Origin of the sequence: Brevundimonas intermedia (assembly GCF_004614235.1) — a bacterium.
GTDB classification, from domain to species: Bacteria; Pseudomonadota; Alphaproteobacteria; order Caulobacterales; family Caulobacteraceae; genus Brevundimonas; species Brevundimonas intermedia_A.
The window spans coordinates 1,081,384-1,107,982 of the sequence record NZ_SPVH01000006.1; the positions used below are offsets into that span (position 1 = coordinate 1,081,384).

Below are 26,599 nucleotides of genomic sequence, written 5' to 3' on the forward strand. Positions count from 1 at the left end.
TCGCATCGGAGGGCTCGCTTGGCCTGCGACCTTGCGGCGGCGGGAGCGGATGGAACGGGAGCGGGTCTGAAACGGCCCGCGCTGACATCGACTCATGGAGCGGTGTCGGAGGGTCGAGGGGGATACTCGATCGCACTCGGGACGGGGTTTCGCAGACCCCGCCGACCCGTCGCAGGCTTATGGGGTTAGGCGATAAGACCGCCACCGCTCGACGCCCCGAGCTTGCAGGCCAACCTTCCGCGCGGAGCGTCAACCCTTCGTCGAAACGGTAATCTCTAATCACACTCCGGGCGAAGGCCCGGCGCTCCGCCCAGCCCTCCAACATCTCCGCCCGTAAAGGCAGGAGCGCCGAACCATGCCCGGATTTACGTCCTCAGTTCGCCCGACGGATCAGCTCGTCCGCCAGCGTCGGCGTCAGATAGCCGTCGGCGATCCGACCCGTCGCCACCTGCCAGCGGCGCAGGGCCGCGCGGGTGTTGGACCCGATCACCCCGTCGACGCCTTGCGTATCGTAACCCAGCTGCGTCAGCGCCCGCTGCGCCCCGATCCGCTGTTCGCGCGACATCGACGGATCGTTGGGCCAAGCCTTGCTCAGCGCCGGCTTGCCCATGATCCCGTCCGCCGTCAGGCCGATGGCCAGGGCGTAGCTGACCGAGTTGTTGTAGCGGCGGATCACATAGTGGTTCGGCAGGGCCAGGAATGCCGGGCCGTTCGCGCCCTGCGGCAACAGGATGGTCGCCTCTTCCAGCGCCTCGGCCCCGTTCGGCGTGCCGCCCTGCGCCAGACGCACGCCCTTGGCCGCCCAAGTGGTCCAGTTGTGCTTGGGTCCTTCCGCCTCGGCATAGTCGAAGCCGGAGGGCAGGGTGACCTCATAGCCCCAGCCCTGGCCGCGCTTCCAGCCGGCCTGGGCCAGCAGGTTGGCGGCGGACGCCAGGGCGTCGGCGTCGTCGGCCCAGATGTCGACCTTGCCGTCGCCGTCCTGGTCCACGCCCAGGCGCAGATAGTTGTCGGGCATGAACTGTGTCTGGCCCATGGCCCCGGCCCAGCTGCCCTTCAGGCCCGCGCGCTCGCGTCGGCCGTCTACGACGATGTCCAGCGCATCCTTCAACTGGCCCTCGGCCCAGTCGCGCCGGCGGCCGTCATAGGCCAGGGTCGCCAGCGAGCGGATGACGTCATAGTCGCCCTGGACCTGACCGAAGGCGCTCTCCTGCGCCCAGACGCCGACCAGGATTTCGCTGGGCACGCCGAACCGCTGGACCACCGACCACGGCACCCGGTCGATTCGCTGCTTGGCCTGGGCGATTCGCACCGGCGTCACCGCGTTCTGGATATAGGCGCCGGCGGGCTTGGAGAATTCCGGCTGGTTGCGGTCCAGACGGATCACCGTCGGATCGGGCGTCAGCCCGTCCAGTTCGCGGGCGTAGTCGGCGCGGCGGGCGCCGCCCTTGCGAGCCAGGAACCCCTGTTTCCAGCCCTCGAACCCTTGCTGATCATAGGCGGCCAGCGGCGGCGTCTGCGGCGCGGGGGCAGGGGCCGTGACGGGGGCGCCTGGTTGCGGCTGGGGCTGCGGCGTCGGCAGGCCGACCTGCGGCTCGGGCAACATGGGGGCGCAGGCCGAAACACAGCCGATGAGGAGAAGGCGATAGGAAAAGCGCATGAGATTCAAACTAAAGCCCCCGAGGTCAGACGTGAAATGACATCCGCGAGAACGTCCATTTCAGGGCCATAAAGCGCCAATGAGGCGAAAGCGTTGCCTTGCTTCTCCCGGCTGGGGTGCAATGCACTGTATTAACCACTTTTATATTGGACGACTTAAGCGTGTGTGGCGTAATGACGCACAAGCTCTGACGGCCTGATGGCGGAGTGGCGACGCGGCGGGCGTGCAACCCCGTAAACCCTCCGTTCGACTCGGGGGTCAGGCCTCCATGGTTTTTGAACGTGCTATCGCCCTTCGGGCGACTTGAGCACGTGCGAGGAAATGCGTCGCCAGGCAGGCTGGGCCTGGGTTCTATGCGGTTTTGGCCTTTGGCGGGTTGACCTTCCGAACCCCTCTCTCTATACGACCGCCTCCGCCGCGATCCGACCGGGTCAGCGGCTTTCTTATTGGTTTCTCTCAGGACGTCCGACGATGAAGGTCCGTAGCTCGCTCAAGTCCCTGAAGACCCGCCACCGCGACTGCAAGGTCGTGCGTCGCAAGGGCGTCGTCTTCGTCATCAACAAGACCGACCCGCGCTTCAAGGCGAAGCAGGGCTAAGCAGCGTTTGCAGCACGTCGCTTCGGCGGCGTGCGCACGCTGGGTCGCGCTCAAGCAGCCCGAAGGGCGATAGCGCGCTTAGAAAAGCCTACGATCCACAGGCTGCGGATGTTTGTCCGCGGCCTTTTTCGTGTTCGCGGTTGAGTCGCACCTGTCGGCATGGTTAGCGTCCGCGCCTGATTTCTGGAGTATCCCTCATGGCTGACGACGCGTCCTTCGACGGTGGTCCCGACATTCTCAACGCGACGGCCCAGGGCCGCCTGCGCACCATCATCGAACGCCTGGAGCGCCTCGAAGAGGACAAGCAGGCCGTCATGACCGACATGAAGGAGGTCTTCGCCGAGGCCAAGGGCGAGGGCTACGACGTCAAGATCCTGCGCAAGGTCATCCGCATCAGGAAGCAGGACAAGGCCAAGCGCCAGGAAGAGGACGCCATCCTGGACCTCTACCTGTCGGCCCTCGGCGAGATCTGAGGCTGACCCGGCTTGAAGCGCACCCCCTTCAAGCCAGGAGGCGGCCTGTCGCGCTCAGGCAGCATCAAGGGCGATGGCGCTTCAAGTCTGCGCTCAAGCAGCCCGAAGGGCGGTAGCGCCAACAAGAAGCCTATCCCGAGTCCATTTGAGCAACAGCGCGAAGCCGCCAAACGCGCTGCTCTCAACGCTTTGAAACGCGCCCGCCGCTCGGCAGAGAAGGCGGGCGTTTCACTGTCCGAATGGGAGGGCGAGTTCATCGACTCGGTCAGCGAGCGGGTGAAGACCCACGGCCGCGCCTTCGCCGACCCCGAAAAAGGCGCGCCGGGCCAGGCGCTGTCGGCCATGCAAGGCCGCAAGCTCAAGGAAATCACCGCCAAAGCCAACGGCGAGGAGCCGAAACGACGGTGGCGACGCGGCAAGACGTCAGGCTCGAATCAACCTCAGGATGGCACCGATATCGTGGGGGATGAGCAATGAATTCGATCTTGGCTGGCTTTCGGCGCCTGGCGGATTTCAACGGGCGGGACAGGCGGTCGCAGTTCTGGCCCTACGCACTCACTGTGGTCGGACTGTCCTTCGTCGGATTGTGGCTGGGCATGATCCCGGCCATGACCGCGATCTTCGAACAGGCGTCCGCAGTCGCTGCGACGCACCCCGAGGCTGCGACCGTCGTCAGCGGACCCGGCCACTACTCCGTCGAGATCCACGATGAGGCCTTCATGCCGGATATGGGGCCGTTCTTCCTCGTTCTGAGGATCGGCGTGGCCGCAATCGTGATCCTGCTCGCCGCCGCCGTGACCCGCCGTCTGCACGATACCGGCCGTGCCGGCTATTGGGGTCTTCCTCCGGTGATCTTTCTGACGATTTGCCTGACGGCCTTTCCGACCGTGATGGCGCGGCTGATGGCCGAGGAAGGGCCTGACATGAGCCTGTTCATGCTGCTCTTCCTGAACAACTTCCTCTATATCGCCAGCCTGATCGGCCTCATCATTCTGCTGTCGCTCGATAGCAAGACGACGGCGAACCGCTACGGTCCGCCCGCGACCTAGCCTCAGCCCGCTTCCTTCAACTGACCTTCCAGGCCCTGCTCGCGGACCTTGCGGTACAAGGTCGAGCGGCCGATCCCCAGGCGGCGGGCGATCTCGCTCATATGGCCGGCATAGACCTCGATGGCGTGCTGGATCAGGTCGCGTTCGATGTCTTCCAGGGTCCGCAGGTGCCCGCGGTCGTCTAGGATGCGGATAGGCTGGTCCGCCTGGCTGGCGTGATCGGCCTGGGCGCTGGCGGCCGTAGCGGCATACAGGGGCTGGGCGTCCGGCATCGGGGCGGCGACGCCCGAGACGGCGGGGAAATCGTGCGGCTGCAGGAAGGGCGCGTCGGCCAGGACGATGGCGCGGAACACCGCGTTCTCCAGCTGGCGCACATTGCCGGGCCAATCGAACCCTTGCAGCAGGGCCAGGGTCTCGGGCGCGCAGCCGGCGATCCGCTTGCCTTCCTCGGCGTTGAAGCGGGCGATGAAATGATCGACCAGCGGCGCGATGTCCTCGCGCCGATCGCGCAGGGACGGGGCCTCGATCGGAAACACGTTCAGGCGATAGAACAGGTCCTCGCGGAAAGCGCCGTCCTTGACCTGCTGGGCCGGGTCGCGATTGGTCGCCGAGACGATGCGCACGTCGATCTTGACCGGCCGCTTGCCGCCGACAGGATCGATCTCGCCTTCCTGCAGGGCGCGCAGCAGCTTGACCTGCATGTCCAGCGGCAGTTCGCCGATCTCGTCTAGGAACAGGGTGCCGCCGTCCGCCTCTCGGAACTTGCCCAGCGTCTTGTCCACGGCGCCGGTGAAGGCGCCCTTCTCGTGCCCGAACAGGATGGATTCGATCAGATTGGCGGGCAGGGCGCCGCAGTTGACGGCGATGAAGGGCTTGCCGGCCCGGTCGCTGGCGCCGTGCAGGGCGCGGGCGATCACTTCCTTGCCGACGCCGCTCTCGCCGGTGATCAGGACGGGGATGGAGGATTTGGCGGCCCGGGCGCCCAGCGCCTTGACCATCCGCATCGGCGCGCTGTCGCCTACGATGTCGTCGAAACTGGTGCGGCCCTGGACGCGCTTGGTCAGGCGTCCGACCTCGGCCGTCAGCCGCTTCATCTGCATGGCGTTGCGCACGCCGACCAGCAGCCGCTCGGGCCCGACCGGCTTGACGAAGAAGTCCTGGGCCCCGGCCTGCATGGCCTTGACCACCATGTCGATGCCGCCGTTGGCCGTCAGCACGATGACCGGCTCGTTGATCCCGGCGCTGCGCAGTTCGGCCAGGCATTCCAGCCCCGACATCTCTGGCATGATCATGTCCAGCAGGATCAGGTCGGCCCCGCCGCCGCGCACCATCCGGTCGATGGCCTCGCCGCCGCTGGCGGCATGGACCACGGCGTTGCCGTCCCGCTCCAGCACGGCCTGGATCAGCCGGCGCTGGGTCGGATCGTCGTCAACGACCAGAATGGTCTTGGCCATGAAAGCCCCTTGTGCTGTCGCCACCCCTGTCGCGGATGGATCGTTTCGGGACGATTTCTAGGAAGTCGAGGTGAAAATCGAGTGATGGGGCATGGTGTCCGCCGCGTTAACGACCGTCGGGATCGTCGCACCGAATCTCGGGCGTCGCCTGCAGTTTCTGACCACCGACGATCAGGTCCGGCAGGGCGGCTGGCGCCGTGGTCACGCCTGTCGAAAGGCCTCCGTCCAGAGCCTCGGCATTGCGGCTGCATGCGGCCTGATACTGCCCGACCTTGCGCCACTGCCCGTCGTCACCCCTCTGCTCGAACGCCAGGACCGTTCGCGCCATCGCCACCAGCAAGTCTTCTCGGCCGTCGCCGTTCAGATCCAGCGTCCGCACCGTGCAGGGACTGGCCACGGAGCAGCCGAACAGGACATCGGCCTGGCTTTCGATCTGCGTTTGGAAGCTGGCGGGAATGGTCTGACCTGCAACGGCTTGCAGACGAACGGCCGCCGCGCGATCCCGACGCGCCTTGGGCGTGTCGCCGGACCGGTAGGTTCTGGCCTTGGCCGCGCGGGCCAGGCGCGCGGTCTCGGCGTCGCTGGATCGCGTCAAAGTCTCCAGCGCGGCTGCCCCGACCTTGCCGCTCTCGAATCTCAGGAAATCATAGTCGAAGTCCCGCGCCGAGACCGCGCCGCGCTCCAGTCGCGCGATCTGGTCCTTCACGGACATCCGGGCGGGATCGGCCAGGGGGCTGAACAGGGCCAGGATGACCAGCACCGACAGGACGGCGGCGACGACATTGGTCCGCTCCAGCGGCTTCATCCAGCCGCCCGGCTTCGCCGCCGCCAGCAGATAGCCCGCGCCATAGACCGCCCCGACCAAGGCGCAGGCGGCGGCGATGATCCGGTCCGGCGTCAGGCCGTGCTGGCCGATCCGCAGGCCCAGTCCCCACAGGGCCAGGATGACCAGGGGCGCGATCAGCACCGAGGCGACACGCACGCCGTATTTCAGCACCACCGGCGGCACATTGTCGGGCCGCCCGTCCTGATAGGCCGTGTTGATCAGCACGATCAGGGCGGCGGCGGCCGACAGCACCAGGGCCGTGGCGCTGCGCGTCTCCCACAGGCCGTCCAGGCCGGTGAACGGCAGGGCCGCCAGGAAACCGCCGACCAGCACGGTGATCACCAACAGCAGCCAGGACAGCAGCATCAGGGCCACGGTCCGCACGCCCCGGATCAAGCCGTCGCGCACATCGGTCAACTGGACCGCCGTGGCGAAGATCAGGACCGTGACGGGGATGGAAAACCAGGCTTCGCCCAGGATGTCCTGCAGGAAGCTGAGACCGATCATCTTGAACAGGGCCGCGCCCAGATGCAGCAGCACCCAGAAGGCGCCGGTGAACCCCAGCGACAGGGCCAGTTGTACGCCCGCCTTCCAGGCCACGTCGAAATACTCGGAATAGTCGACGATCCAGCGCCGTTCACGGATCGCCGGAACGATCAGGTGATGGGCGATGAACAGGGCCGCCGCGCCGAACGCCAGGACCGGGAGGCTGAGGAAGGGCGGCTCGTCGTGCGGCGCCAGCACCTGACGCGCCACGTCGTGCGCGCCCAGCAAGGCCAGAACCACCGCGGCGGCGCCTGTCCACAGCGCCAGGGCCAACGGCTTGATCCGCCCCGCCGCCGCCAGCACGACCACGGGACCATAACCCGTCGCCAGGGCCAGGGCGCCGAACAGGGCCGGCTGGGTCGCGGGCCAGGCATGACTGTCCGCCGCCAGATACAGCAGATACAGCGCCAAGCCCTGAACCAGGCCGGTCGCCAACCGAATCGCGAACAGGCCGGACGCCCCGCCCAGGCCTGTGCGGCCGGTGTCTTGATGCGTCGTCTCGGTCATTCACGTGTCTCCAAAATGCAGGATCGCACGGCCGGCGCCGTCGAGAAAGCGTGACGGAAGGTTGCGACTGTCGTCTGACATCCCCAGAACAGGGGGCATGAACGCTCCTTTCAAGACGCCCAGCACCGACGCCCCGCTGTGGGACCTGACCGATCTCTATGCGTCGCGCGACGACGCCAAGGTCGCCGCCGACCTGGAAAAGGCGCGGGGGCTGGTGGATTCGCTGAACGGCCTGAAGGGAAAGCTGGCCGCCGAACAGGACGCCGCCGGCCTGGGCGCCGTGCTGGACCGGGCGATTCATCTGTATGAACAGGCGTCGGACGTGCTGGGCGCGCTGGGCGCCTACGCCTTCCTGTCGGCCTCGACGGCGCGCGACGATGCGACGGCCCAGGGGTTCGAGGCGGATGTGCGCGAGAAGATCACCGCCATCGCCACCCCCACCGTCTGGCTGACGCTGGAGATCAATCAGATCGACGACGCGGCGCTTGAGGCCGCCCTGACCGCCCATGCCGGTGCGGCGCGCTGGCGGCCGTGGCTGCGGCGGGTGCGGGCGATGAAGCCGCACGAGCTGTCGTCCGAGCTGGAGACCTTCATCGCCGAGCGCGGGCCGATCACCGCTCAATGGCCGCGCCTGTTCGATGAGCAGCTGGCCGCCCTGCGTGCGAAAGCGGGCAGCGAGAGCCTGACCCTGGCCGAAGCCTTGAACCGCCTTTCCGACGCCAAGCCTGCGCGTCGCAAGGCCGCCGCCGAGGGCTTGTCGGAGGCCCTGGCCGCCCGCGCCCCGACCCTGGCCTTGGTGCTGAACACGGTCGCCGCTGACAAGGCGATGGAGGATCGCTGGCGCGGTTTCAAACGTCCAGCCGACAGCCGTCACCTGGGCAATGAGGTGGACGGCGAGGCCGTGGACGCCATGGCCGAGGCCGTCGCCGCCGCCTATCCGCGCCTGTCGCACCGCTATTATGCGCTGAAGGCCAAGGCGATGGGCAAGGCGCGGCTGGATCACTGGGACCGCAACGCCCCCATCGAGACCACTGCGCCGCGCGCCTTCACCTGGACGCAAGGGCGAGAGATCGTGCTGGACAGCTTCTCGGACCTGGGCGGCGACTTCGCCGACCGTGCGGGCGGCTTCTTCGACAAGCCATGGATCGACGGTCGGGCGCGGGCGGGCAAACAGTCTGGCGCCTACGCCCACCCCGTCACCGCCGACCGCCACCCCTATGTTTTCCTGAACTGGATGGGCGAGCGGCGCGATGTCCTGACGCTGGCGCACGAGCTGGGTCACGGCGTCCACCAGACGCTGGCGGCCGATCAGGGCACGCTTCTGGCCGACACCCCCCTGACCCTGGCCGAGACCGCTTCGATCTTCGCCGAAGGTCTGACCTTCGACCGTCTGCTGGCGACGGCGCCCAAGTCCGAGCAGCGCGGCCTTCTGGCCGGCCGGATCGAGGACGGGCTGAACACCGTCGTGCGCCAGATCGCCTTCCACCGGTTCGAGACCCGTTTCCATGACGAACGTCTGCAGGGCGAGGTGTCGCAGCAGCGCATCAACCAGCTCTGGCTGGAGGAAATGGCCGCCGCGCTGGGGCCGTCGGTCAAGCTGAATCCCGGCTATGAACACTGGTGGGCCTACGTCAGCCACTTCGTTCATTCGCCGTTCTACGTCTACGCCTACGCCTTCGGCGATCTGCTGGTCGCGGCCCTGATGGAGGCGCGGCGCAAGGATCCGACAGGGTTCACGCCCTTGTATCGAGAGCTGTTGGCCGGCGGCGGATCGCGAACCTATGTCGAGGCGCTGAAGCCGTTCGGCCTGGACCCGCGCGACCCGGCCTTCTGGAGCGTGGGATGCCAGAGGCTGGAGCGTCTGGTGGATCAGTTCGAAGCGCTGGCCTGAAACGATAGGCTGACTGCGGGCTTGAGCGGGGCGGGCGCCTCGGTGTAAGTCCGCCATAACGACGAGGGGATACAACGCATGGCCGACCTGCACGACACCGCCAACGCACCTGCCGATGCTGATGCGCAAGCCTATCTGCACGGCCATATGGAAGTGCGCGAGCAGGTTTCGACCTACCGCCTGTTCCTGAACCTGGCCAAGTGGGGCAGCCTGGCGATCGCCGTCCTGCTGCTGTTCCTGACCCTGTGGTTCCATCCGGGCGGCAGCTTCATCGCCGCCGTCATCGGCGCGGTCGTTCTGGGCGGCGCCGGCTTCGTGGCGCTGAAGTCCAAGCCGGACGCCGCGCACTGATCCCCTCATCGGTTGCGCGATTTCCCGCAGCGGTGGTCTGAAATCACGCGACCTCGCCAAGCTTTGGCATAACCGTGCTTTGACGGCTTGCGCCGGAACGGCCTAACCTTCGTTCAACGAAAAGAACGAGGGGATTCGCTTGGCCGTCGCTATCGCCGTCACGAGAGAACGCCGCGAAGGCGAGACGCGCTGCGCCGTCACGCCCGAAACCGTCAAGAAGCTGATCGCCCTGGGCGCGACCGTCACGGTCGAGGCCGGGACCGGCCTGGGCTCCTCCATTCCCGACGCGGACTACGCCGCCGCCGGCGCCACGATGAAGCCGGACACTCGCGCCGTGCTGGAAGACGCGGACGTCGTGCTGAAGGTGCGCGGCCCCACGGCCCAGGAGACCAGCGCCTTGAAGTCCGGCGCCATCGTCATCGCCATGCTGGACGCCTGGCGCGACAAGGCTACGGTCGAGGCCCTTACCGGCGCGAACGCCACCGCCTTCGCCATGGAATTCGTGCCCCGCATCACCCGCGCCCAGGTCATGGACGTGCTGTCGTCCCAGGCGAACCTGGCCGGATACCGGGCGGTGATCGAAGCGGCCTACGCCTTCGGCAAGGGTTTCCCGATGATGATGACGGCGGCCGGCACGGTCGCCCCGGCAAAGGTCTTCATCATGGGCGTCGGCGTCGCCGGGCTTCAGGCCATCGCCACCGCGCGGCGCCTGGGCGCGGTCGTCACCGCCACCGACGTCCGCCCCGCCACCAAGGAACAGGTCGAGAGCCTGGGCGCCAAATTCCTGGCCGTCGAGGACGAGGAGTTCAAGAACGCCCAGACCGCCGGCGGCTACGCCAAGCCCATGTCGCCCGAATACCAGGCCAAACAGGCCGATCTGACCGCGACGCACGTAGTCAAGCAGGACATCGTCATCACCACCGCCCTGATCCCCGGCCGCGCCGCGCCGGTGCTGCTGACCGCCGCCCATGTCGCCTCAATGAAGCCGGGCTCGGTCATCATCGACCTGGCGGTCGAGGCGGGCGGCAATGTCGAGGGCTCGAAACTGAACGAGGTCGTGACCACGGCGAACGGCGTCACCATCGTCGGCTGGGCCAACCTGCCCGGCCGCATCGCCGCCGACGCCAGCGCCCTCTACGCCCGCAACCTGTCGGCCTTCGTCGGCCTGATGATCAAGGATGGCGTGCTGGCGGTCGATCTGGAGGACGAGATCCTGAAGGCGTCGTTGGTCACGAACGCTGGGGCCGTTGTGCATGAAGGGGTGAGGGGATGAAGCTGCCTCGATGGATCGGCGCCGGCGTTACGATCTTGCTCGTTGCCATGCCTGCCTACAGTTTCTGGGAGCGGTGGACGACTTTCAGAAGCAAGCAGCCCGAAGTCTCTGCATGGGCGTTCGCCGGTGAAGAAGGGCTGGCGTGGGGAATCGCCCTCGCGATAGGGGCGGGATTGATGCTGGCCTTTGCGCTAAATCAGAATTTTGATCGGATGACCAAGCCCCATCTGGCCAAGATGCTCCCCTTTCTGGTCGCGGGCCTGGGCTTAGCGGTGGCGGCGACGGCGTTACTCATCTGGGTTGGATCGGCATGGGCGCCGCTCTCCGTCGCAGCCGCTATCGGACTTGCGGTTTATGCGGCGAAGGCTGCCGGGCTAGAGCCCAAGCAGACGCCTGACAATCTACCTCGCGTGGAAGGCTGACCATGGAACACGTCGATCCCACCGTCTTCCGCCTGGCCATCTTCGTGCTGGCGATCTTCGTCGGCTATTATGTCGTCTGGAGCGTGACGCCGGCCTTGCACACGCCGTTGATGGCCGTGACCAACGCCATTTCCAGCGTCATCATCGTCGGCGGCCTGATCGCGGCGGCGGCCGTGTCGGGCGACGTGACCGGCCCCAATGCCTGGATCGCCAAGGGGGCGGGCGTGCTGGCCGTGACCCTGGCCAGCGTCAACATCTTCGGCGGCTTCATGGTCACCCGGCGGATGCTGGCCATGTACAAGAAGAAGGAGCGGCCGGCGCCCAAGGCCGCGCCTGATGCGTCGTCCGGGGCGTCTTCGTGACGGACGCCGCGCAGATCGCCATCACCGGCTCCTGGGTCGCCACCGCCGTCGGTTTCGGCCTGTGGCTGTACGGCTGGTTCGGGACCAAGATCCCGATCAAGCGCCAGCGACTGCACGACTGCGGCATCGCGCTTGTGTTTTCGGCCATTCTGGTCCGGGTCGTGACCCAGGACCGGCCGCTGGGCGTCTTCGAATGGGCCCTGTTCTTCATCGGCCCGTTGTTCATCGCCGCCGCCCTGTGGCGGCTGGCGCGCACGTCTTGAGGAGAGGGGCGTGATGAACGCATCGCTGGCCGCAGTGGCCTATCTGGTTTCCGGCGTCCTGTTCATCCTGTCGCTGCGGGGGCTGTCCAGCCCCGAGACCAGCCGTCAGGGCAACACCTTCGGCATGATCGGCATGGCCCTGGCCATCGGCGTGACCTTGCTGACACTGGGCACGACGGGCGCGCTGGACACCGTCACCCTTGCCCTGATCGCGGGTGGGGTCATCGTCGGCGGCGGGACCGGCGCCCTGATCGCCAAGCGGGTCGCCATGACCGACATGCCGCAACTGGTCGCCGCCTTCCACAGCCTGGTCGGCATGGCCGCCTGCCTGGTCGCCATCGGCGCCGTCTATGCGCCAGAGGCCTTCGGCATCCTGTCAGACGACGGGACGGGCATCAAAACCCTGTCGATCATCGAGCTGAGCCTGGGCGTCGCCATCGGGGCCATCACCTTCACCGGCTCGGTCATCGCCTTCGCCAAGCTGAACGGCAACATGTCGGGTGCGCCGATCATCCTGCCGGCGCGGCACCTGATCAATGTGGGCCTGGCGCTGGGACTGGTGCTGCTGATCGGCATTCTGATCGGCACCAACGGCGCGGCGACCTGGGCCTTCTGGGGCGTCTTCCTGATCGCCCTGGTGCTAGGCGCGACCCTGATCATCCCCATCGGCGGCGCCGACATGCCCGTCGTGGTGTCGATGCTGAACTCCTATTCCGGCTGGGCGGCGGCGGCCCTGGGCTTCACGCTGGAGAACATCGCCCTGATCATCACCGGCGCCCTGGTCGGGTCGTCGGGTGCGATCCTGAGCTACATCATGTGCAAGGGCATGAACCGCAGCTTCATCAGCGTCATCCTGGGCGGTTTCGGCGGCGCGGACGCCGCAGCTGGTCCCGCCGGCGCCAAGGAGACGCGGCCGGTCAAACAGGGCTCGGCCGAGGACGCCGCCTTCATCATGAAGAACGCGTCCAAGGTCATCATCGTGCCCGGCTACGGCATGGCGGTGGCCCAGGCCCAGCATGCCCTGCGCGAAATGGCCGACAAGCTGAAGGAAGAAGGGGTCGAGGTGAAATACGCCATCCACCCCGTCGCCGGCCGCATGCCGGGCCATATGAACGTGCTGCTGGCCGAGGCCAACGTCCCCTATGACGAGGTGTTCGAGCTGGAGGACATCAACGCCGAGTTCGCCACTGCCGACGTCGCCTTCGTCATCGGCGCCAACGACGTCACCAACCCCGCTGCCAAGACCGACCCCACCAGCGCCATCTACGGCATGCCGATCCTGGACGTTGAAAAGGCCGGCACCGTCCTGTTCATCAAGCGCGGCATGGGCTCGGGCTATGCGGGGGTGGAGAACGAGCTGTTCTTCCGCGACAACACCATGATGCTGTTCGCCGACGCCAAGAAGATGGTCGAGGGGATCGTGAAGGGGCTGTGACACAGCGTTTTGCTTTGCTCGTCGGCCTGTCCGGTCTCATGGGCCTGTCGGCGTGTTCGGCGATGATGACCTTCACCCTCGCAGGCGGATTGGACCGCCCCGAGGTGACGTTCGACGGCGGGCGAAAGGCCTGTATCAGTGAACTGATCGTCTATGAGGCCAACGACGCAGCGGCGCCCCTCTGGTCGATCGAAGCCGAGGGGCGGCGGTGCGTGATGTTGCGCCACGTCGTCTATGGCCAAACGCCTCTCGGCTTCTCGGTCTTGACGCCTGCCGCGTCCCTGCGACCGGATGGCGTCTACGAAGCCGTCGGCGGCGGATCGACGACCCATCCTTTGTCGAAGATCCCGTGGAGAGGCTATGCGCGCTTCCATTTTCGCGACGGCCAGTGGCGAATCGTGGAGACCGAGGCAGAGGTGCCATAGGGGCGGTCGCAGGGGCGCCTAGACCCTTGCATCAGCCCACTATCGCAGCGCTTCCAGACCCGTTATCACGCGCTCGTGAAGACCTCCGGACACCAGCGATTTGAAGCCTTGGACTCCCTGCGCGGGGTGTGCGCCATTCTTGTGGTTATGTTCCATATGCCGGTGGCAAGCCATTGGCGCGATTGGGGTTTCATTCAGCACTCCTATCTGTTCGTCGATTATTTCTTCGTGCTGTCGGGCTTCGTCATCGCCCATGCCTATGCCGAGCGGCTGAAGTCGGGGCGGGATGCGGGGCGGTTCATGGTGCGGCGGTTCGGACGGATCTGGCCGCTGCATCTGCTGATGCTGGCGGCCTTCGTCGGGCTGGAGCTGGCGCGGCTGGTGTTCCAGTTCGACGGCGCGCCGCCCTTCACGCGGGACCGGTCGATCGAGGCGATCTTCACCAATCTGGCGCTGATCCAGGCCTGGCATGTGCATCCCTATCTGACCTGGAACGGGCCGGCCTGGACGCTCAGCGCCGAATGGGCCTGCTATCTGATCTTCGCCGGACTGGTGCTGGTCGCGCCCAAGCGTTTCCGCTGGATCGGTCTGGTCCTGGCGATCATCGGGGGCGTGCTGGTGGTCAGCTACGCCCGGCGCTGGATGAACACGACCTATGACTTCGCCGTGCCGCGCGCGGTCTATGGCTTCTTCCTGGGCTGTCTGCTGCAGGGCCTGTGGACGCGCATCCCTCGCCTCAAGGGCGGCGCCGCGACGGTGCTGGAGGTCGCGGCGATCGTCGCGGCCTGCATCTTCATCGGCTATGCCCAGGGACCGATCACCGTGGCCGTCACCCTGGTCTTCGTGATCCTGATCTGGGTCTTCGCGGGCGAGAACGGCGCCCTGTCACGCGTGCTGGATCATCCGGCGTTGGTCACCCTGGGGCGATGGTCGTTCGCCATCTACATGGTCCACATGTTCATCCTGACCGTGATGATGATCGTGGCCAGAAAGCTGGACTGGGTGCCGGTGCGGCGGATCGATTTCGGCTCGATCTGGCTGAACGACCTGTTCGCCGTCGCCATGTTCGGCTTCATCGTGGCGGTCGCGGTCGTCGCTCACCGACTGGTCGAACAGCCGGCGCAGCGGATGATCGACCGCTGGACCAAGCCGAAAGCGGCCTGAGCCTTTAGGCCGCCATCCGCCATTCCGACACCCATCCCGACGCCATGTCGCCCGCACGGCCTTCGTCCCACAGCATGTCCTCGTCCGAGTAGCGGCTGCTGGCGGCGGCCGAGATGACGTCGACCACCTGTTCCTCCAGCCGGTCCCAGATCACGGCGAGGTCGGACGAGCCGTCGGCCTCGCACGGCACGATGATGTAGCGGCTGGCGTTGATCGTCTGGGTAGGTTGGAAACGAGCCATGATGTGATCTCCTGAAGCGACGGCCTCTTGTCGATGATTGGGTTATGAAGCACTGTTGCGTCAGAAACGGACGTATGGATCGGCGGCGACGGTGAGACACGACAAGGCGGCGATGGTGATCGAACTGGCGCGGCGCATGGCCGCCAGCGCCGAAGGCCTGTCCATCGACGAAATGGCCCGCGACATGCGGGTGGGACGCCGCACCGCCGAGCGGATGCGCGACGCGGTGATGATGCTGTTCCCGCAGGTGGACGAGGTGTCGGACCCGCCGTCGAAACGCTGGCGTATCCGCGGCGGCCTGTCGGCCTTCGAGCAGGCGCCGACGGCGACCGAGATGCTGGAATTGTCCAAGGCTGCGTCAGCATTGCGGGCCGCCGGCGAACTGGCGCGGGCGACGGCGCTGGAGGGGCTGGAACGCAAGCTGAAGGCCGCGATGCGATCCACCACCCTGAACCGGATGGCGCCGGACCTTGAGGCCTTGGTCCGGGCCGAGACCATCGCCGTCCAGGCCGGGCCGCGTCCGTCGGCGGACGAGGCCATGCTGACCGCCATTCGCGGGGCCGTGCTGGCGCAGCAACCGTTGGGCTTTACTTATTCCCGGCCGGGCGCCGAGCCGCGTCGGCGCAGCGTCGCCCCGTGCGGAGTGATGTTCGGCCGCGCCAACTATCTGGTCGCCGCCGACCGCGAGACCGGCCGCATCCAGACCTTTCGACTGGACCGGATGAGCCACGTCGCCCCTCAGGAGGGACTTGCCGTCCCGCCCGCCGATTTCGACCTGAGCGTCTTCGCCAGCCAGTCCTTCGGCATCTATCAGGACGAGATCGAGGATGTCGTGCTGCGGATCACGCCACAGGGCGCGGCCGAGGCGAAGAGCTGGCGCTGGCATCCGACCCAGAGTTTCGAGGATCAGGCGGACGGCGCGGTCGTGGTGCGGTTCCGCGCCTCGGGCATGCGCGAACTGGCCTGGCACCTGTTCACCTGGGGCGAGCAGGCGCAGATTCTGGCGCCCGAACGGCTTAAGGCCGTCATGGCCGGGGAACTGGCGGCGGCGGGGCGCGCCCTGGAACGGGCTTCAGCCTGACGAAACCGTAAGCTGACGCGGCGCGTTCAGCACCGCTAGGCTTCGCGCCGACCATCCTTCAGGAGATCGCCCTTGCGCGTCCACGCCTTCGCTTCGTCCGCCATCGCCGCTGTCGTTCTCATGGGCGGCGCCTGTGCGGCCGGCCCGATGGTTTCGCGTCAAGCCGTTCTGGATGAAAGCGCACCCCAGGTGACCGTGACCCGTGACGGCGACCATCTGAACATCGACTATCGATTCGGTCGCGACGTTCCGGTCTGGGCCTTCATGGATTCGGCGTTGGAGACGGACTCGCGCCAGCCCTGGCGGCCTCGCCAATGGACGGTGCAGACGCCGGGCGTGGTGATGGAGCGACGCGGGTACTACGACATCATTCGCAGCACGGACGGCGGCCCCGTGCCGCGCGAGGTGCGGTTCCGGGTCAGGCCCCAGGCGGTGGACCTGGAGGCGGAGTATCCGACCCTGCTGTTCTCCAACGGCGCGGTCGCCCTGCCGACGCGGCAACTGGATGTCTTCGCCCTGCCGTCGGCCCAGGCGGCGGAGGCGGTGCCGGACGACCTGAACCGGGTGACCCTGGACGGTGGATCGTCGCGCGTGACCTGGCGCGACGACAATGGGCCGGTGCTGTTCAATGGGCGTCGGCATGACCAACTGACCACGATGGACGAGCGCAGCTACGTCCTGCTGGGCGAGGCGACGGTCACGCCGGGCGAGGGGCTGTCGACCGTGATCGACCCCAACCTGCCGCCGTGGATCGGAGAGGAGATTCGCGGATTCGCGCCCCGCGTCGGCCAATACTATCGCGACCGGCTGGGCGCGCCCGGCTCCGGCGGCGACACCCCGATCGTCATGGTGGCCTGGAACGGTCCGACCGAACAGATGACCAGCATGGGCGGCAGCGTCCTGCCCGGTCTGATCGTCATGTCGTTCGAGGGGCGGGGTGTCACGACGGCCCAGCCCGACATCATGGAGCGGTCGCGCTGGTTCATCGGCCACGAGGCGGCGCATTTCTGGTTGGGCCAGACCGTCCGCTATCAGTTCGCCGACGAGGCCTGGATCACCGAGGGCGGGGCCGACCTGATGGCGGTGCGGGCGCTAAAGCGTCTGGACCCCGCCTATGACGACCGCAGCGAGCTTCAGTCCGAGGTGGACGACTGCGTGAACCTGGCCATGAAGCCGGTGGCCCAGGCCGGAGCGCGCGGCGAACACCGCGCCTATTATGCATGCGGCGCAGTCTTCGCCATGGCGGCCGAGGGCGCACAGAAACAAAGGACAGGCGGCGACTGGCTCGACTTCCTGAAACCTCTGCTGCGCCAGCCGGACGGGGTGCTTAGCCGTGAGGAATGGCTGACGGCCTTGACGCGAACGTCGCGCGATCCGTCGCTGCGCGGGGATATGGAGCGGTTGCTGGACCAAGGTGCGGCCGATCCGTCCGCCGTGATCGCGCGCCTGTTCCAGCGCACCGGCGTGGCGTTCCGCCTCGACAATGGTCGGATCGTCCTGAGCTGAAAACGAAAAACGGCGACCGGATGAACCAGCCGCCGTCTCACGATCAGCGCTGGGGGATAATCAGCGCGGCGTCGTGGCCTCGGTGATCAGGACGCGAGCCTTGGCGACGGCCTCGGCTTCGGTGGCTTCGCCGTCGGCTATCTGTTGCGCCAGGTCCATCAGCGGCGTGCCGGTGACCGACCCCGTCTCGCCGATCTCCTGCAGTTGGATGCCGTCATGGGTGGCGATGGCGGCGTCCCAGGCGTCGCGCACGGCGGACCAGAAGCCTTGCGTCTTGGTCCAGTAGTCGTCGCCGGCCTGGGGCGAATAGCTGGTGGACCGGTCATAGGTGTTGATGACGTCTTCCTGGACGATGGCGACGGGCTCGCCGCCGGCCTTGCCCGACATTTTCATATTGTCCTGGATATGGACCCAACCGTCCGGCGTCAGGATGTGGCGGTTGGTGCCCAGATAGCGGTCGTAGACCGGGTTGCGCACCGCATCGCGACGCGCCAGCGGCCGCCAGGTGGCGTTCGAGGTCCAGGCCGACAGGCCATTGTCATAGGTCCAATGGCCGACGCCGCCGTAGCGGGGCGAATCGTCGGTCTGCCATACGGTCTGGGACCAGGCGCCGGCGCGCTGGTCGGCCGGCACGGGCGTCAGGGTCCACTGGTTCGGGCCGGCATAGGTCAGGACCGTCTGGGGCTGATAGACCCAATCGTGACGCCAGTGTTTGATGACCATGACCTGGCCTTCATGCTCCATGACCAGGATGTGCTGAAGGCTGATGCGGTCGCCCTTGTCATAGACGATGCGGACGATCTCGCTGCCGCCCGACAGCTTCTCCTCCAGCGGGTCGTAGTCGGCGCGGAAGCTGACGTTCTCGCGCATGTCGAAATGGACGCGGTACTGTCCGGCCTGGGCCAGGATCGACTGGCGATCCCGTTCGAAGGCGCTGGCGGGCGCAGAAGCCTGCGCGGTCTGGGCGGCGGCGGCGTCCAACGCCTGTACGGTCGGGGCGGCGGCCGTCAGAAGGGCGGCGGCGATCAATATGGCGCGCATCGGGCGGCTCCTTGAGGTGTGGAAAGATTGCATGGTCGCTTACAGACGCAGGGTCAGGGAGACACCGAAGTTGCGGCCCGGCTGGGTGTAGGCGTCCTTGACGGTCGAGGCGGAGGACAGGCCGCGCACGTCGCTCCACCAGCCGTAGGTCTCGTCCAGGACGTTGAAGGCGCCGGCCCGCAGCGTCGCCCGCTCCGTCACGTTCCAATAGGCCGTCAGGTCCAGCAGGGTGAAGCTGTCGCCCAGATAGCAGGCCGATCCGCACGACAAGCCGCCATAGGTCGCCGCATCCTTCTTGCCCGACCACGTCACTGTCGCCGAACCGCCCCAGACGCCCGACTGATCGGCATAGTTCAGGCCGGCGACCACCTTGACCGGATCGATGCTGCCCAGCTCGGTGCGACGCCCGTCGGTCGTCTGTTCGCCCTCGGCATAGGCGGCCGAGCCGATCAGGCTGAAGCCGTTGTCCCAAGAGACGTCGGCGCGCGCTTCCAGTCCCCTGATGTCCACCTCGGTCAGGTTGACGTACTGATAGACCAGCGGATCGACGCCGGGGACGCCCGTGCCGCTGACCACCACCTGGTCGATGAAGTCGTCATAGTGGGTGGCGAAGGCGGTGGTGTTCAGCCGCATCTTGCCGCCCGCCACATCGATGTCGCGCAGACGGAAACCGGCCTCGAAGCTCTCGCTGGTCTCTGGCGACAGGTTCGGGTTCGGGATCGAGCGATAGCCGAAGACGGGGTTCTCGAAGAAGTTGTTCACCTGCATCGGCGACGGCGCGCGGAAGCCCAGGCTGTAGTTGGCGAAGACGCCCAGATGAGCGCCGGTCCAATAGACCACGCCCAGTTTTGGCGAGATGTGATCGTCGCTCTGACCCGAAGCCGCCGCCGGGAACTGGGCGTCGACCTTGGGCGACAGATCATACCAGTCATAGCGCACGGCCGGGATGATGCTGAGCGCGCCGTCCAGCAGTTCGATCTCGTCCTGCACGAACAGGCCGGCCAGCTGGAACTCGGTCTTGGGGAAGGCGCGGATGGGGAAGGTCTCGCCTACCGGCGGGGTCACGCCGTCGCGGATGCCTTCCTGCGTGGTCATCGACCAGTCGCCGCCGACGGTGACGCGGTGCTGAATGGAGCTGCCCTCGCCAAAAACGCGGGCGCCCTGGGCGGCGAAGCCATAGACGGTGTTGTCGAAGGTGGTGTCGCGGACGCGGTCGACCGCCGGGATGCGATCCTCGAACGTGTACTGACGCGTGGTGGCGTCCTGCCAATACAACGACACCGAGCCGTCGCTGAGGCCGGCGAAGTCCTGGAAGCGCCAGTCCGCGCTGACGCGGTCACGCTGGGTTTCGTCGTGGGCGGTGACGGCCAGAACGGTCGCCGAGCGGCTGCTCAACGCATCGCCGTCCATCTCCGAATCCAGATGGTCATAGGTCAGGCGCAGGGTGTGGTTCGGGTTCACCTCCCACACCAGCTTGCCCAGTATGGCGTTGGAGCTGAAGTCTTGGGGGTTCGGTTCCGTACGGGTGGCGCCGACGCCGCCGACCGAGCCCTTGTTCTCGGTCTCTTGCGCATCGCGGCGCGTATAGGCCAACAGGCCCGACAGCGATCCCGACCGACCGGCGAAGGCCACGCCCTCGGTCCAGCCTTCGTCTGCGGAGTTGTAGGCCACGCGCCCGCGTGCGCCGAAGGTCTGGTCGCCGATCAGGAAGTCGGACGGATCCTTGGTCGTGAAGGCCACGGCGCCGGCGACGCCGTCCGAGCCATACAGGGCAGAGGCCGGGCCGCGCAGGATCTCGACCGACTTGACCAGATCCAGGTCGTTGTAGCCGCCCCGACCCACCGCTTGGGCGCCGAAGGAGAAGCCGGCGGGCAGGCGCACGCCGTCGTTGATGATCAACACCCGATCGCCGCCCATGCCGCGAATGGTGAAGCCGGAGTTGGCGTCGCGGCCTGCCCCGGACAGGGCCAGGCTGAACCGGGCAGGGGAGGTTGGAACGCTGACGCCCGGCTCGAACCGGATCAGGTTCTTTATGTCGGTCGCCAGCATCGTCTCGATCTGGGCGGCGTCGATGACGCTGACCGTCGCCGGCGTATTGGAGGCCAGACGCTGCGAGCGGGTGCCGATGACCACGACGGGATCGACTTCGGCCGCCGGCGCCGCTGCGGGCATTTCGGCGTGCGCGGGCTGGACGATCAGGGCCGATCCGACGGCCGCTGCGGCGGTGGTGAGAAGAAGAAGGTTACGCATGAATGGCCCCGCTTAATGACAGGCAGGCGTATTAGTGCGAACGATTATCAGAATCAACCGCAATGACTGTGCGGTTTTGAACCCGAACCTTGGCCGTGACGTTGTGGCGTGATGAAAACAGCCCTGTTCCCGATGGCGGCCGCCATCGCCGCCATCGCCGCCCTGGCCGCCTGCGGCGATCATCAGGTCAATCCGCCCAACGAGCCGGCCGCGCCGCTGAGAACGCCTGAGGCCATGCAGCAGGTGGAGGCGAAGGGGCCGTCCTCTCTGGCGGCGCGCGGTCCGCGCAGTTTCGTGGGGGTGTGGGCGGCCAATCCGCAATGGTGCGCCCGGCCTCAGGGCGAGCGCAGCCCGATCACCCTGACGCCGCTGCGGTTCGACGCCTATGGGCACAACTGCGACATCGCCAGCATCGACGAGACGGGCTCAGGCTATGTCGCGGCCTTGCGGTGCGCGACCCAGGGCCAGACCAAGACCGAGCGGGTGCATATGAGCACGACCGGCGATGTGATGAACCTGACCTACATCGACCGGGACATGACCACGGTGAAGCTGGCGCGCTGCCCCGGCTCGCCGCGTGCGCCCGACCCCGCCAATCCGCTGGAAAAGATGATGAAGCCGGACGGGGCCGAGACCCCGCCCGTCGCGCCGCCTAGTTGAACAGGAAGTTCATCACGTCGCCGTCCTTGACGACATAGGTCTTGCCTTCGGCGCGCAGCTTGCCGGCCTCGCGCGCCTTGGCTTCGCCGCGCAGGGCGACAAAGTCGTCATAGGCGATGGTTTCTGCGCGGATGAAGCCCTTCTCGAAGTCGGTGTGGATCACGCCGGCCGCCTGCGGGCCGGTGGCGCCGACGGGGATGGTCCAGGCGCGGGCTTCCTTCGGGCCGACCGTGAAATAGGTCTGCAGACCCAGCAGCTTGTAGGCCTCGCGGATCAGGCGGTTCAGGCCGGGTTCTTCGAGGCCCAGGGTTTCCAGGAACTCCTTCTGCTCCTCGTCGTCCAGCACGGCGATCTCGGATTCGATCTGGGCCGAGATGACGACAGAGTTGGCGTTGTCTTGGGCGGCGCGCGCGGCGACCTTGTCGGACAGGTCGTTGCCCTTGTCGGCCGAACCTTCCTCGACGTTGGAGACATAGAGGGCGGGCAGGGCGGTCAGCAGTTGCAGCATGTGCCAGGCCTTGGCGTCCTCTTTGGACACTTCGGCGGTGCGGGCGGGCTTGCCGGCGTTCAGCTGGGCCAGGGCCAGATCGACCAGTTTCAGCGTCAGGCCGGATTCCTTGTCGCCGCCCTTGGCGCGTTTTTCGAGCTGGGGCCGACGGCGCTCCAGGCTTTCCATGTCGGCCAGCATCAGTTCGGTCTCGATGATCTCCAGATCGGCGATCGGATCGATGCGGTCCTCGACATGGGTGATGTCGTCATCGACGAAGCAACGGGCCACGAAGGCCACGGCGTCGCAGTCGCGGATATTGGCCAGGAACTGGTTGCCCAGGCCCTCGCCCTTGGACGCACCGCGCACCAGGCCGGCGATGTCCACGAAAGTGATGCGCGAAGGGATGATCTCTTTGGACCCGGCGATCTCGGCCAGGGCTTCCAGACGCGGCTCCGGCACCGCCACGTCGCCGGTGTTCGGCTCGATGGTGCAGAACGGGTAGTTGGCCGCCTGGGCCGCCGCCGTCTTGGTCAGGGCGTTGAACAGGGTGGACTTGCCGACGTTGGGCAGGCCGACGATCGCGACTTTAAGGGCCATGGTATTCCTCGTGAGGCGCGAGCCTTTACCCGGTTCGAACCAGTTTGTCAGGCTCGCGCTTCAACTGGGGTCAATGTGCGCCGTGATCCATGCCCGCCATGGCCGGCTGACGCACTTGCGCCTGCACCGTGATCGCCGGCGCCGAGGCGAACTGGAAGGTCAGAGGCACGGTTTCGCCTGCGATCAGCGGGGCGGTCAATTCGATCAGCATCAGGTGGTTTCCGCCGGGCGCCAAGGCTACGGCCTGACCGGCCGGCAAAGGCAGACCCGCCGTCAGTTCGGCCATCTTCATCATGCCGTTCTCGGTCTTCATCTCATGCACCTGAAGCGATCCGGCGCGAGGGGTGGATCCGCCGGTCAGCCGATCGTCGGTCGCTGCGGTCAGGGTGACATAGCAGCCCCCGGCCTTGGCCCCGTTCGGAGAGGGGCGGCACCAGGCGTCGGTTGCGGTCACGGCGGCGGCCGTCGTCGGGCCGGATGTCTCGGCTGCCGGGGCCTTGGCCGGTTCGGATGGATTGCAGGCCGCCAGAGAGAGGGCGGCGGCGGCAAGAGCGAGTTTGATTTTCATGACGTCGGGTCTTTCACGAGGCGGCGGAACGGCGCCGGATCATCGGGCGTACGGCTCGATCGAGCAACACGGCCGCGACCAGGCTCAGTCCCGTCAGAGGATAGAGGATGGCGAGGGGAAGGACGATGCCCAGGACAGCGGCGCGGACGCGCGGTCCTGGCGGGGCTGGCGGCGCACCCAGGCGGCGACGCGACAGGTTCGGAGGACGGCGCTTCCACCACATGACCAGGCCGCTGATCGCCAGTACCCACACGCCGATACAGCCCAGCAGCATGACGATGCGGTTGGCCTGCCCGAACTGCGTGCCCTGGTGGGTGTAGATGCCCAGTTCGATGGCTTTCGCGCCCGCGCCGAACTGATCGTAGCCGATGTCGCCCAACACGCGCCCTGACGCGCCGTCGATATAGAGCGAGCGGCTGTCCTGAACGCGCGTGGCCTGGGTCGTGACCGTATAGGCCGTGCCCTCAGCCGCAGGGATGCTGACGGCATAGGGGCGCGCCAGGCCGGCCTGATCCGCGACGTGCAGCACCTGCGCCAGACCGCCGTGGCCGGCGTGGTCGTGCGTCATCACCATGCCCTCCATGGTCCAGCCGGCGCCGACCGGTGCGTCATGGTGCTGGGCGCGTTGCCAGGCGCCGGCGACGGGCGCGGGCGGTCGCCCCAACCCCGTCTCCTTGATCAGGCCCATGGCCCGGTCGCCCCAGACCGCCGACCAGGGCATGCCCGTGACCGCCAGGAACAGAACGACACCCCCGACATAGAATCCGGTCAGCGCATGCAGATCGCGCCAGAACGGCCGACGCCCGGTGTCGGTCATCTTGGGCGTGAAGGTCGCGACAGCTCGCCCGCGCGGCCACCACAGATAAAGACCCGTGGCGAACAGGATGATGGTCCAGCCGGCGACGATCTCGACCAGAATGTTGAACGGCCGACCCAACAGCGTCAGGCTATGGGTCTTCTTGACCAGTTCCATGAACCCGCCCGCCGGAATGACGCCGCTGGCGCGACCGGTGTGTGGATCGACGAAGACGGTCTTCTGCACCCCGTCCGGTCGATCCACGCGAAGCCTGACGGCCTGATCGGCGTCGGCGGGCAGGACCAGATTGGCGACCCGTCCACCCCCGGCGGCTGTGGACGCATTCGCCAGCCAGGTTTCGGGTGCGACCTGAGATTGGGTCGCCGGCACACGGATCATGTCGCGATACAGAAACCCGTCGATCTCGTCCTTGAACAGATAGAGGCCGCCGGTCAGCGCCAGCAGCATCAGCACCGGCATGACGAACACGCCCGCATAGAAATGCCACCGCCACACGGCGCGGTAGGGACCGGACAGGTCGGCCGTTGGCTCAGAACGCATAGCGAACTCCCACATAGGCCGAGCGTCCCTCGCCGGGCACGAACACAGCCGTCGGGGCGACCCGCGCATCCGTCACGGCGTTGACGGAGGAGATGTAGTTTTCGCCAGTCAGGTTTCGCGCATCTAGGAACAGGGACACGCCATTGTCGAACCCCCAGCCCGCATTCAACGACAAGATGGCGTAGTCCGGGGCCGTCTGGGTGTTGGCATAGTCCACCAGGACATCCGACGGCGACCACTCCAGGCTGGGCGCGACGAACCATCCGGCAGGATGGGCGTATTTCAGTTCGGCCCGGTACAGATGTTCCGGCACGACCGGCAGGCGATTGTCGCCATAGACCGGATCTCCGTCAAAGACGAAATCAGACCAGGCGTAGGTCTGGCGCAGCGTCAACCGGCCGTGGGGGGCGGCCATGATCCGCCAGTCCAATCCGGTTTCGATTCCCTGGTGAACCGTGTCGCCCGCATTGAATGTGGAGGCGGGAATGTCCGGGGTGACGATGAAGTTCAACAGTTCACCGGTGATCTCGGCGCGATAGGCCGACAGATCGAAGGTGAAGGGACCGCGACGTCCTCGGGCGCCGATTTCAACGGTCCAGGCATCCTGAATATCGACATCGACGAAGCGCGGTATCGCGCCTTGAACCAGCGCGTTATAGCCGGGCGCCTCCACCGAACGCGTCAGGTTGGCATAGACCTGCGTGCCCGTCTCGTCTTCCCAAAGCAGACCGATGCGCGGGGAGAACCAGTCGAAGGTCACGTCCGCATTGTTGCTCGGGGCCAGATTGTTGGTGAAATCCCGCTCTGCACGGCCATAGCTGCCGCCCGCGACCAGGGCCAGCCGGTCGGTCACGAACAGGCGGCCCTCCGCGAAGACATCCAGGCCGACGGCGTCTTGAACCGAATCGCCGATCCTGGCGCCGGGTCGTGCGCCGCCCGCCGCCACGAAGGTGAAGGCGTCGGTCGTGCCGCCGCGATAGCTGACGCCGGCATAGGCGTCGGCGCGCAGCCCCATCACCTGTCCGGTCCAGTCCACGCGGCCATAGCCGCCCCATTGCAGGCTGTTCTGGTCAATGACGATGGAGATCGGGTGATACAGATCCTTGTCCACGACATAGGCCGCGCCCTCCAACATCAGACTGTCGTCGATCCTCCAGCGGCCCAAAACGGTGGTGCGCAGGGACTTCACGTCTCTGGCAAAGGCCAGTGTGCTATTGTTGGCGGGCACGTCTCGGGGGTTGGTCAGGGCCTGTTGCCGCGTCACGGCGGATGACACCGACTGGTCCAGATCATTGCCCTGCACGATCAGGCGCAGCTCGCGGTCCGTGCCGAACGTACGACCAAGGTTCAGGGTCAGGCGTTTGGAGTCCGAGCTTTGATTGTCCCGGAAGCCATCTGAACGAGCGACCGTGGCGGCGGCGTAGACGTCCCACTCCCCCAGATCGCGGGCGATTGCGACGTGGCCGCGTTGTGTGTCGAACGATCCGCCTTCGATACGGATCAGGTTGTGACTGGCGGCTGTCCGACCGGTGGGGGTCACCACGTTGATCGCGCCGCCCAAGGCTGCGCCGCCAAAACGAAGGGCGTTCCCGCCCTTGTACACATCGATATGGCGCGCAATCAGGGGATCGATCTCCTGAAACTCGCCGAACCCGTCGGGCGCGTTGAAGGGCACGCCGTCCTGAGCCAGTAGGACGCCGCGCAGATGGGCGCCGTTGCCGATGCCGGAACCACGGATCGAAAGCCGCACTTCCTCGCCCCAGCGGCGCTGAGCGAAGACGCCGGGCACGCCGCGCAGCGTGTCGGCGAAGCTGAGCGCATAGCGGTCTTGATAGGTTTCCGACGCCACGACGGCCACGGCGCCAGGGGTGCGCGACAGCAGGGCGCGGGCGTCCACGACGACGGCGGGGTCTTCGGCGTTGCGACGGCCGGTGACGATGACGCTGTCGAGCACGGCGGGCTCAGGGGTTTGCTGGGCGAAGGCAGGACTGGCCCATCCAGCGCTCGTCAGGGCGGCGAGCAACAGCGCGCTGGGCGCTGCGGTGGTCTTGAAAGACATGATGATCCTGAAATCAGAACAAGAAAGACGCGCGGGCGTGAAGGCCGGCGCGGG

26 protein-coding genes and 1 tRNA gene are annotated in these 26,599 nt (G+C 66.8%); 17 read left to right on the plus strand and 10 right to left on the minus strand.

The genetic code is table 11. The features are described 5' to 3' along the window. Window positions 1-373: 373 nt before the first annotated feature. Entirely contained in the window at window positions 374-1,657 is a 1,284-nt protein-coding gene (locus EGY25_RS11665; protein ID WP_135195122.1) for a lytic murein transglycosylase, read from the minus strand. A gap of 192 nt (window positions 1,658-1,849) precedes the next feature. Here EGY25_RS11665 and EGY25_RS16575 point away from each other — a divergent pair. The 5 genes from EGY25_RS16575 (at window position 1,850) to EGY25_RS11685 (ending at window position 3,776) form a co-directional block, all read left to right on the plus strand. After that, window positions 1,850-1,926 (plus strand) — tRNA-Ala (locus EGY25_RS16575). A gap of 202 nt (window positions 1,927-2,128) precedes the next feature. Further along, window positions 2,129-2,254 carry a type B 50S ribosomal protein L36 gene (gene ykgO, locus EGY25_RS11670; protein ID WP_008263184.1) on the plus strand — a complete coding sequence of 42 codons (126 nt, stop codon included), beginning with the start codon at window positions 2,129-2,131 and terminating at the stop codon, window positions 2,252-2,254. A 197-nt stretch (window positions 2,255-2,451) separates the two neighbouring features. Beyond that, the gene (locus EGY25_RS11675) at window positions 2,452-2,727 is read left to right on the plus strand and encodes a DUF2312 domain-containing protein (RefSeq protein ID WP_135195123.1); all 276 of its coding nucleotides are present in this window, start codon (window positions 2,452-2,454) and stop codon (window positions 2,725-2,727) included. Window positions 2,728-2,859: 132 nt separating this feature from the next. After that, entirely contained in the window at window positions 2,860-3,204 is a 345-nt protein-coding gene (locus tag EGY25_RS11680) for a hypothetical protein (protein ID WP_135195630.1), read from the plus strand. A gap of 8 nt (window positions 3,205-3,212) precedes the next feature. Beyond that, window positions 3,213-3,776, plus strand: coding sequence for a DUF805 domain-containing protein (locus EGY25_RS11685; protein ID WP_209308038.1), 564 nt, complete (start codon window positions 3,213-3,215; stop codon window positions 3,774-3,776). A 2-nt stretch (window positions 3,777-3,778) separates the two neighbouring features. Here the strand turns inward: EGY25_RS11685 and EGY25_RS11690 are convergent, their stop codons facing one another. Further along, on the minus strand, window positions 3,779-5,230 hold the full coding sequence (locus tag EGY25_RS11690; protein ID WP_135195125.1) for a sigma-54-dependent transcriptional regulator: 1,452 nt from the start codon (window positions 5,228-5,230) through the stop codon (window positions 3,779-3,781). Window positions 5,231-5,336: 106 nt separating this feature from the next. Beyond that, the gene (locus EGY25_RS11695) at window positions 5,337-7,109 is read right to left on the minus strand and encodes a DUF4153 domain-containing protein (RefSeq protein WP_135195126.1); all 1,773 of its coding nucleotides are present in this window, start codon (window positions 7,107-7,109) and stop codon (window positions 5,337-5,339) included. Between the two features lie 97 nt (window positions 7,110-7,206). Here EGY25_RS11695 and EGY25_RS11700 point away from each other — a divergent pair, with 97 nt between their 5' ends. From EGY25_RS11700 to EGY25_RS11740, 9 genes are all read left to right on the plus strand, one after another. Continuing rightward, complete coding sequence (locus tag EGY25_RS11700) at window positions 7,207-9,000, plus strand: M3 family oligoendopeptidase (protein ID WP_135195127.1); 1,794 nt, start codon at window positions 7,207-7,209, stop codon at window positions 8,998-9,000. A gap of 78 nt (window positions 9,001-9,078) precedes the next feature. Continuing rightward, window positions 9,079-9,351 carry an aa3-type cytochrome c oxidase subunit IV gene (locus EGY25_RS11705; RefSeq protein WP_135195128.1) on the plus strand — a complete coding sequence of 91 codons (273 nt, stop codon included), beginning with the start codon at window positions 9,079-9,081 and terminating at the stop codon, window positions 9,349-9,351. A 139-nt stretch (window positions 9,352-9,490) separates the two neighbouring features. Then, the gene (locus tag EGY25_RS11710; RefSeq protein ID WP_135195129.1) at window positions 9,491-10,624 is read left to right on the plus strand and encodes a Re/Si-specific NAD(P)(+) transhydrogenase subunit alpha; all 1,134 of its coding nucleotides are present in this window, start codon (window positions 9,491-9,493) and stop codon (window positions 10,622-10,624) included. Next, window positions 10,621-11,046 (plus strand): hypothetical protein, encoded by a 426-nt coding sequence (locus EGY25_RS11715; protein ID WP_135195130.1) that lies wholly within the window; start codon window positions 10,621-10,623, stop codon window positions 11,044-11,046. The genes EGY25_RS11710 and EGY25_RS11715 overlap by 4 nt, the downstream gene beginning before the upstream one ends. A gap of 2 nt (window positions 11,047-11,048) precedes the next feature. After that, window positions 11,049-11,408 (plus strand): NAD(P) transhydrogenase subunit alpha, encoded by a 360-nt coding sequence (locus EGY25_RS11720; protein ID WP_135195131.1) that lies wholly within the window; start codon window positions 11,049-11,051, stop codon window positions 11,406-11,408. Then, on the plus strand, window positions 11,405-11,671 hold the full coding sequence (locus EGY25_RS11725; RefSeq protein WP_135195132.1) for a hypothetical protein: 267 nt from the start codon (window positions 11,405-11,407) through the stop codon (window positions 11,669-11,671). Before EGY25_RS11720 ends, EGY25_RS11725 begins: the two co-directional genes overlap by 4 nt. A 13-nt stretch (window positions 11,672-11,684) precedes the next feature. Further along, window positions 11,685-13,106, plus strand: coding sequence for an NAD(P)(+) transhydrogenase (Re/Si-specific) subunit beta (locus EGY25_RS11730; RefSeq protein WP_135195133.1), 1,422 nt, complete (start codon window positions 11,685-11,687; stop codon window positions 13,104-13,106). Further along, entirely contained in the window at window positions 13,103-13,531 is a 429-nt protein-coding gene (locus EGY25_RS11735) for a hypothetical protein (protein ID WP_135195134.1), read from the plus strand. The genes EGY25_RS11730 and EGY25_RS11735 overlap by 4 nt, the downstream gene beginning before the upstream one ends. A gap of 75 nt (window positions 13,532-13,606) precedes the next feature. After that, a complete protein-coding gene (locus EGY25_RS11740) occupies window positions 13,607-14,695 on the plus strand; it encodes an acyltransferase family protein (protein WP_135195135.1) in 1,089 nt (362 codons plus the stop codon). 4 nt (window positions 14,696-14,699) lie between these two features. Here EGY25_RS11740 and EGY25_RS11745 read toward each other — a convergent pair whose 3' ends face one another. Then, the gene (locus tag EGY25_RS11745; RefSeq protein WP_135195136.1) at window positions 14,700-14,936 is read right to left on the minus strand and encodes a hypothetical protein; all 237 of its coding nucleotides are present in this window, start codon (window positions 14,934-14,936) and stop codon (window positions 14,700-14,702) included. Window positions 14,937-15,027: 91 nt separating this feature from the next. Here EGY25_RS11745 and EGY25_RS11750 point away from each other — a divergent pair, with 91 nt between their 5' ends. Continuing rightward, complete coding sequence (locus EGY25_RS11750) at window positions 15,028-16,017, plus strand: helix-turn-helix transcriptional regulator (protein ID WP_209308083.1); 990 nt, start codon at window positions 15,028-15,030, stop codon at window positions 16,015-16,017. 72 nt (window positions 16,018-16,089) lie between these two features. After that, window positions 16,090-17,523, plus strand: coding sequence for a hypothetical protein (locus EGY25_RS11755; protein ID WP_209308039.1), 1,434 nt, complete (start codon window positions 16,090-16,092; stop codon window positions 17,521-17,523). A gap of 60 nt (window positions 17,524-17,583) precedes the next feature. Here EGY25_RS11755 and EGY25_RS11760 read toward each other — a convergent pair whose 3' ends face one another. Then, complete coding sequence (locus tag EGY25_RS11760) at window positions 17,584-18,564, minus strand: DUF6607 family protein (protein ID WP_135195137.1); 981 nt, start codon at window positions 18,562-18,564, stop codon at window positions 17,584-17,586. 39 nt (window positions 18,565-18,603) lie between these two features. Beyond that, a complete protein-coding gene (locus EGY25_RS11765; RefSeq protein WP_135195138.1) occupies window positions 18,604-20,814 on the minus strand; it encodes a TonB-dependent hemoglobin/transferrin/lactoferrin family receptor in 2,211 nt (736 codons plus the stop codon). Window positions 20,815-20,925: 111 nt separating this feature from the next. On the opposite strand from EGY25_RS11765, the gene EGY25_RS11770 reads away from it, so the two are divergent. Continuing rightward, window positions 20,926-21,474, plus strand: a complete 549-nt coding sequence (locus tag EGY25_RS11770) for a hypothetical protein (RefSeq protein WP_135195139.1) — start codon at window positions 20,926-20,928, stop codon at window positions 21,472-21,474. Here EGY25_RS11770 and ychF read toward each other — a convergent pair. From ychF to EGY25_RS11790, 4 genes are all read right to left on the minus strand, one after another. After that, window positions 21,467-22,561 carry a redox-regulated ATPase YchF gene (gene ychF / locus EGY25_RS11775; RefSeq protein ID WP_135195140.1) on the minus strand — a complete coding sequence of 365 codons (1,095 nt, stop codon included), beginning with the start codon at window positions 22,559-22,561 and terminating at the stop codon, window positions 21,467-21,469. The two genes, EGY25_RS11770 and ychF, sit on opposite strands and share 8 nt — an antisense overlap. A 70-nt stretch (window positions 22,562-22,631) precedes the next feature. Next, the gene (locus EGY25_RS11780; protein WP_135195141.1) at window positions 22,632-23,129 is read right to left on the minus strand and encodes a copper chaperone PCu(A)C; all 498 of its coding nucleotides are present in this window, start codon (window positions 23,127-23,129) and stop codon (window positions 22,632-22,634) included. 13 nt (window positions 23,130-23,142) lie between these two features. Beyond that, window positions 23,143-24,486, minus strand: a complete 1,344-nt coding sequence (locus tag EGY25_RS11785) for a PepSY-associated TM helix domain-containing protein (protein ID WP_135195142.1) — start codon at window positions 24,484-24,486, stop codon at window positions 23,143-23,145. Beyond that, entirely contained in the window at window positions 24,476-26,545 is a 2,070-nt protein-coding gene (locus EGY25_RS11790; RefSeq protein ID WP_135195143.1) for a TonB-dependent receptor family protein, read from the minus strand. Before EGY25_RS11790 ends, EGY25_RS11785 begins: the two co-directional genes overlap by 11 nt. Window positions 26,546-26,599: the final 54 nt, after the last annotated feature.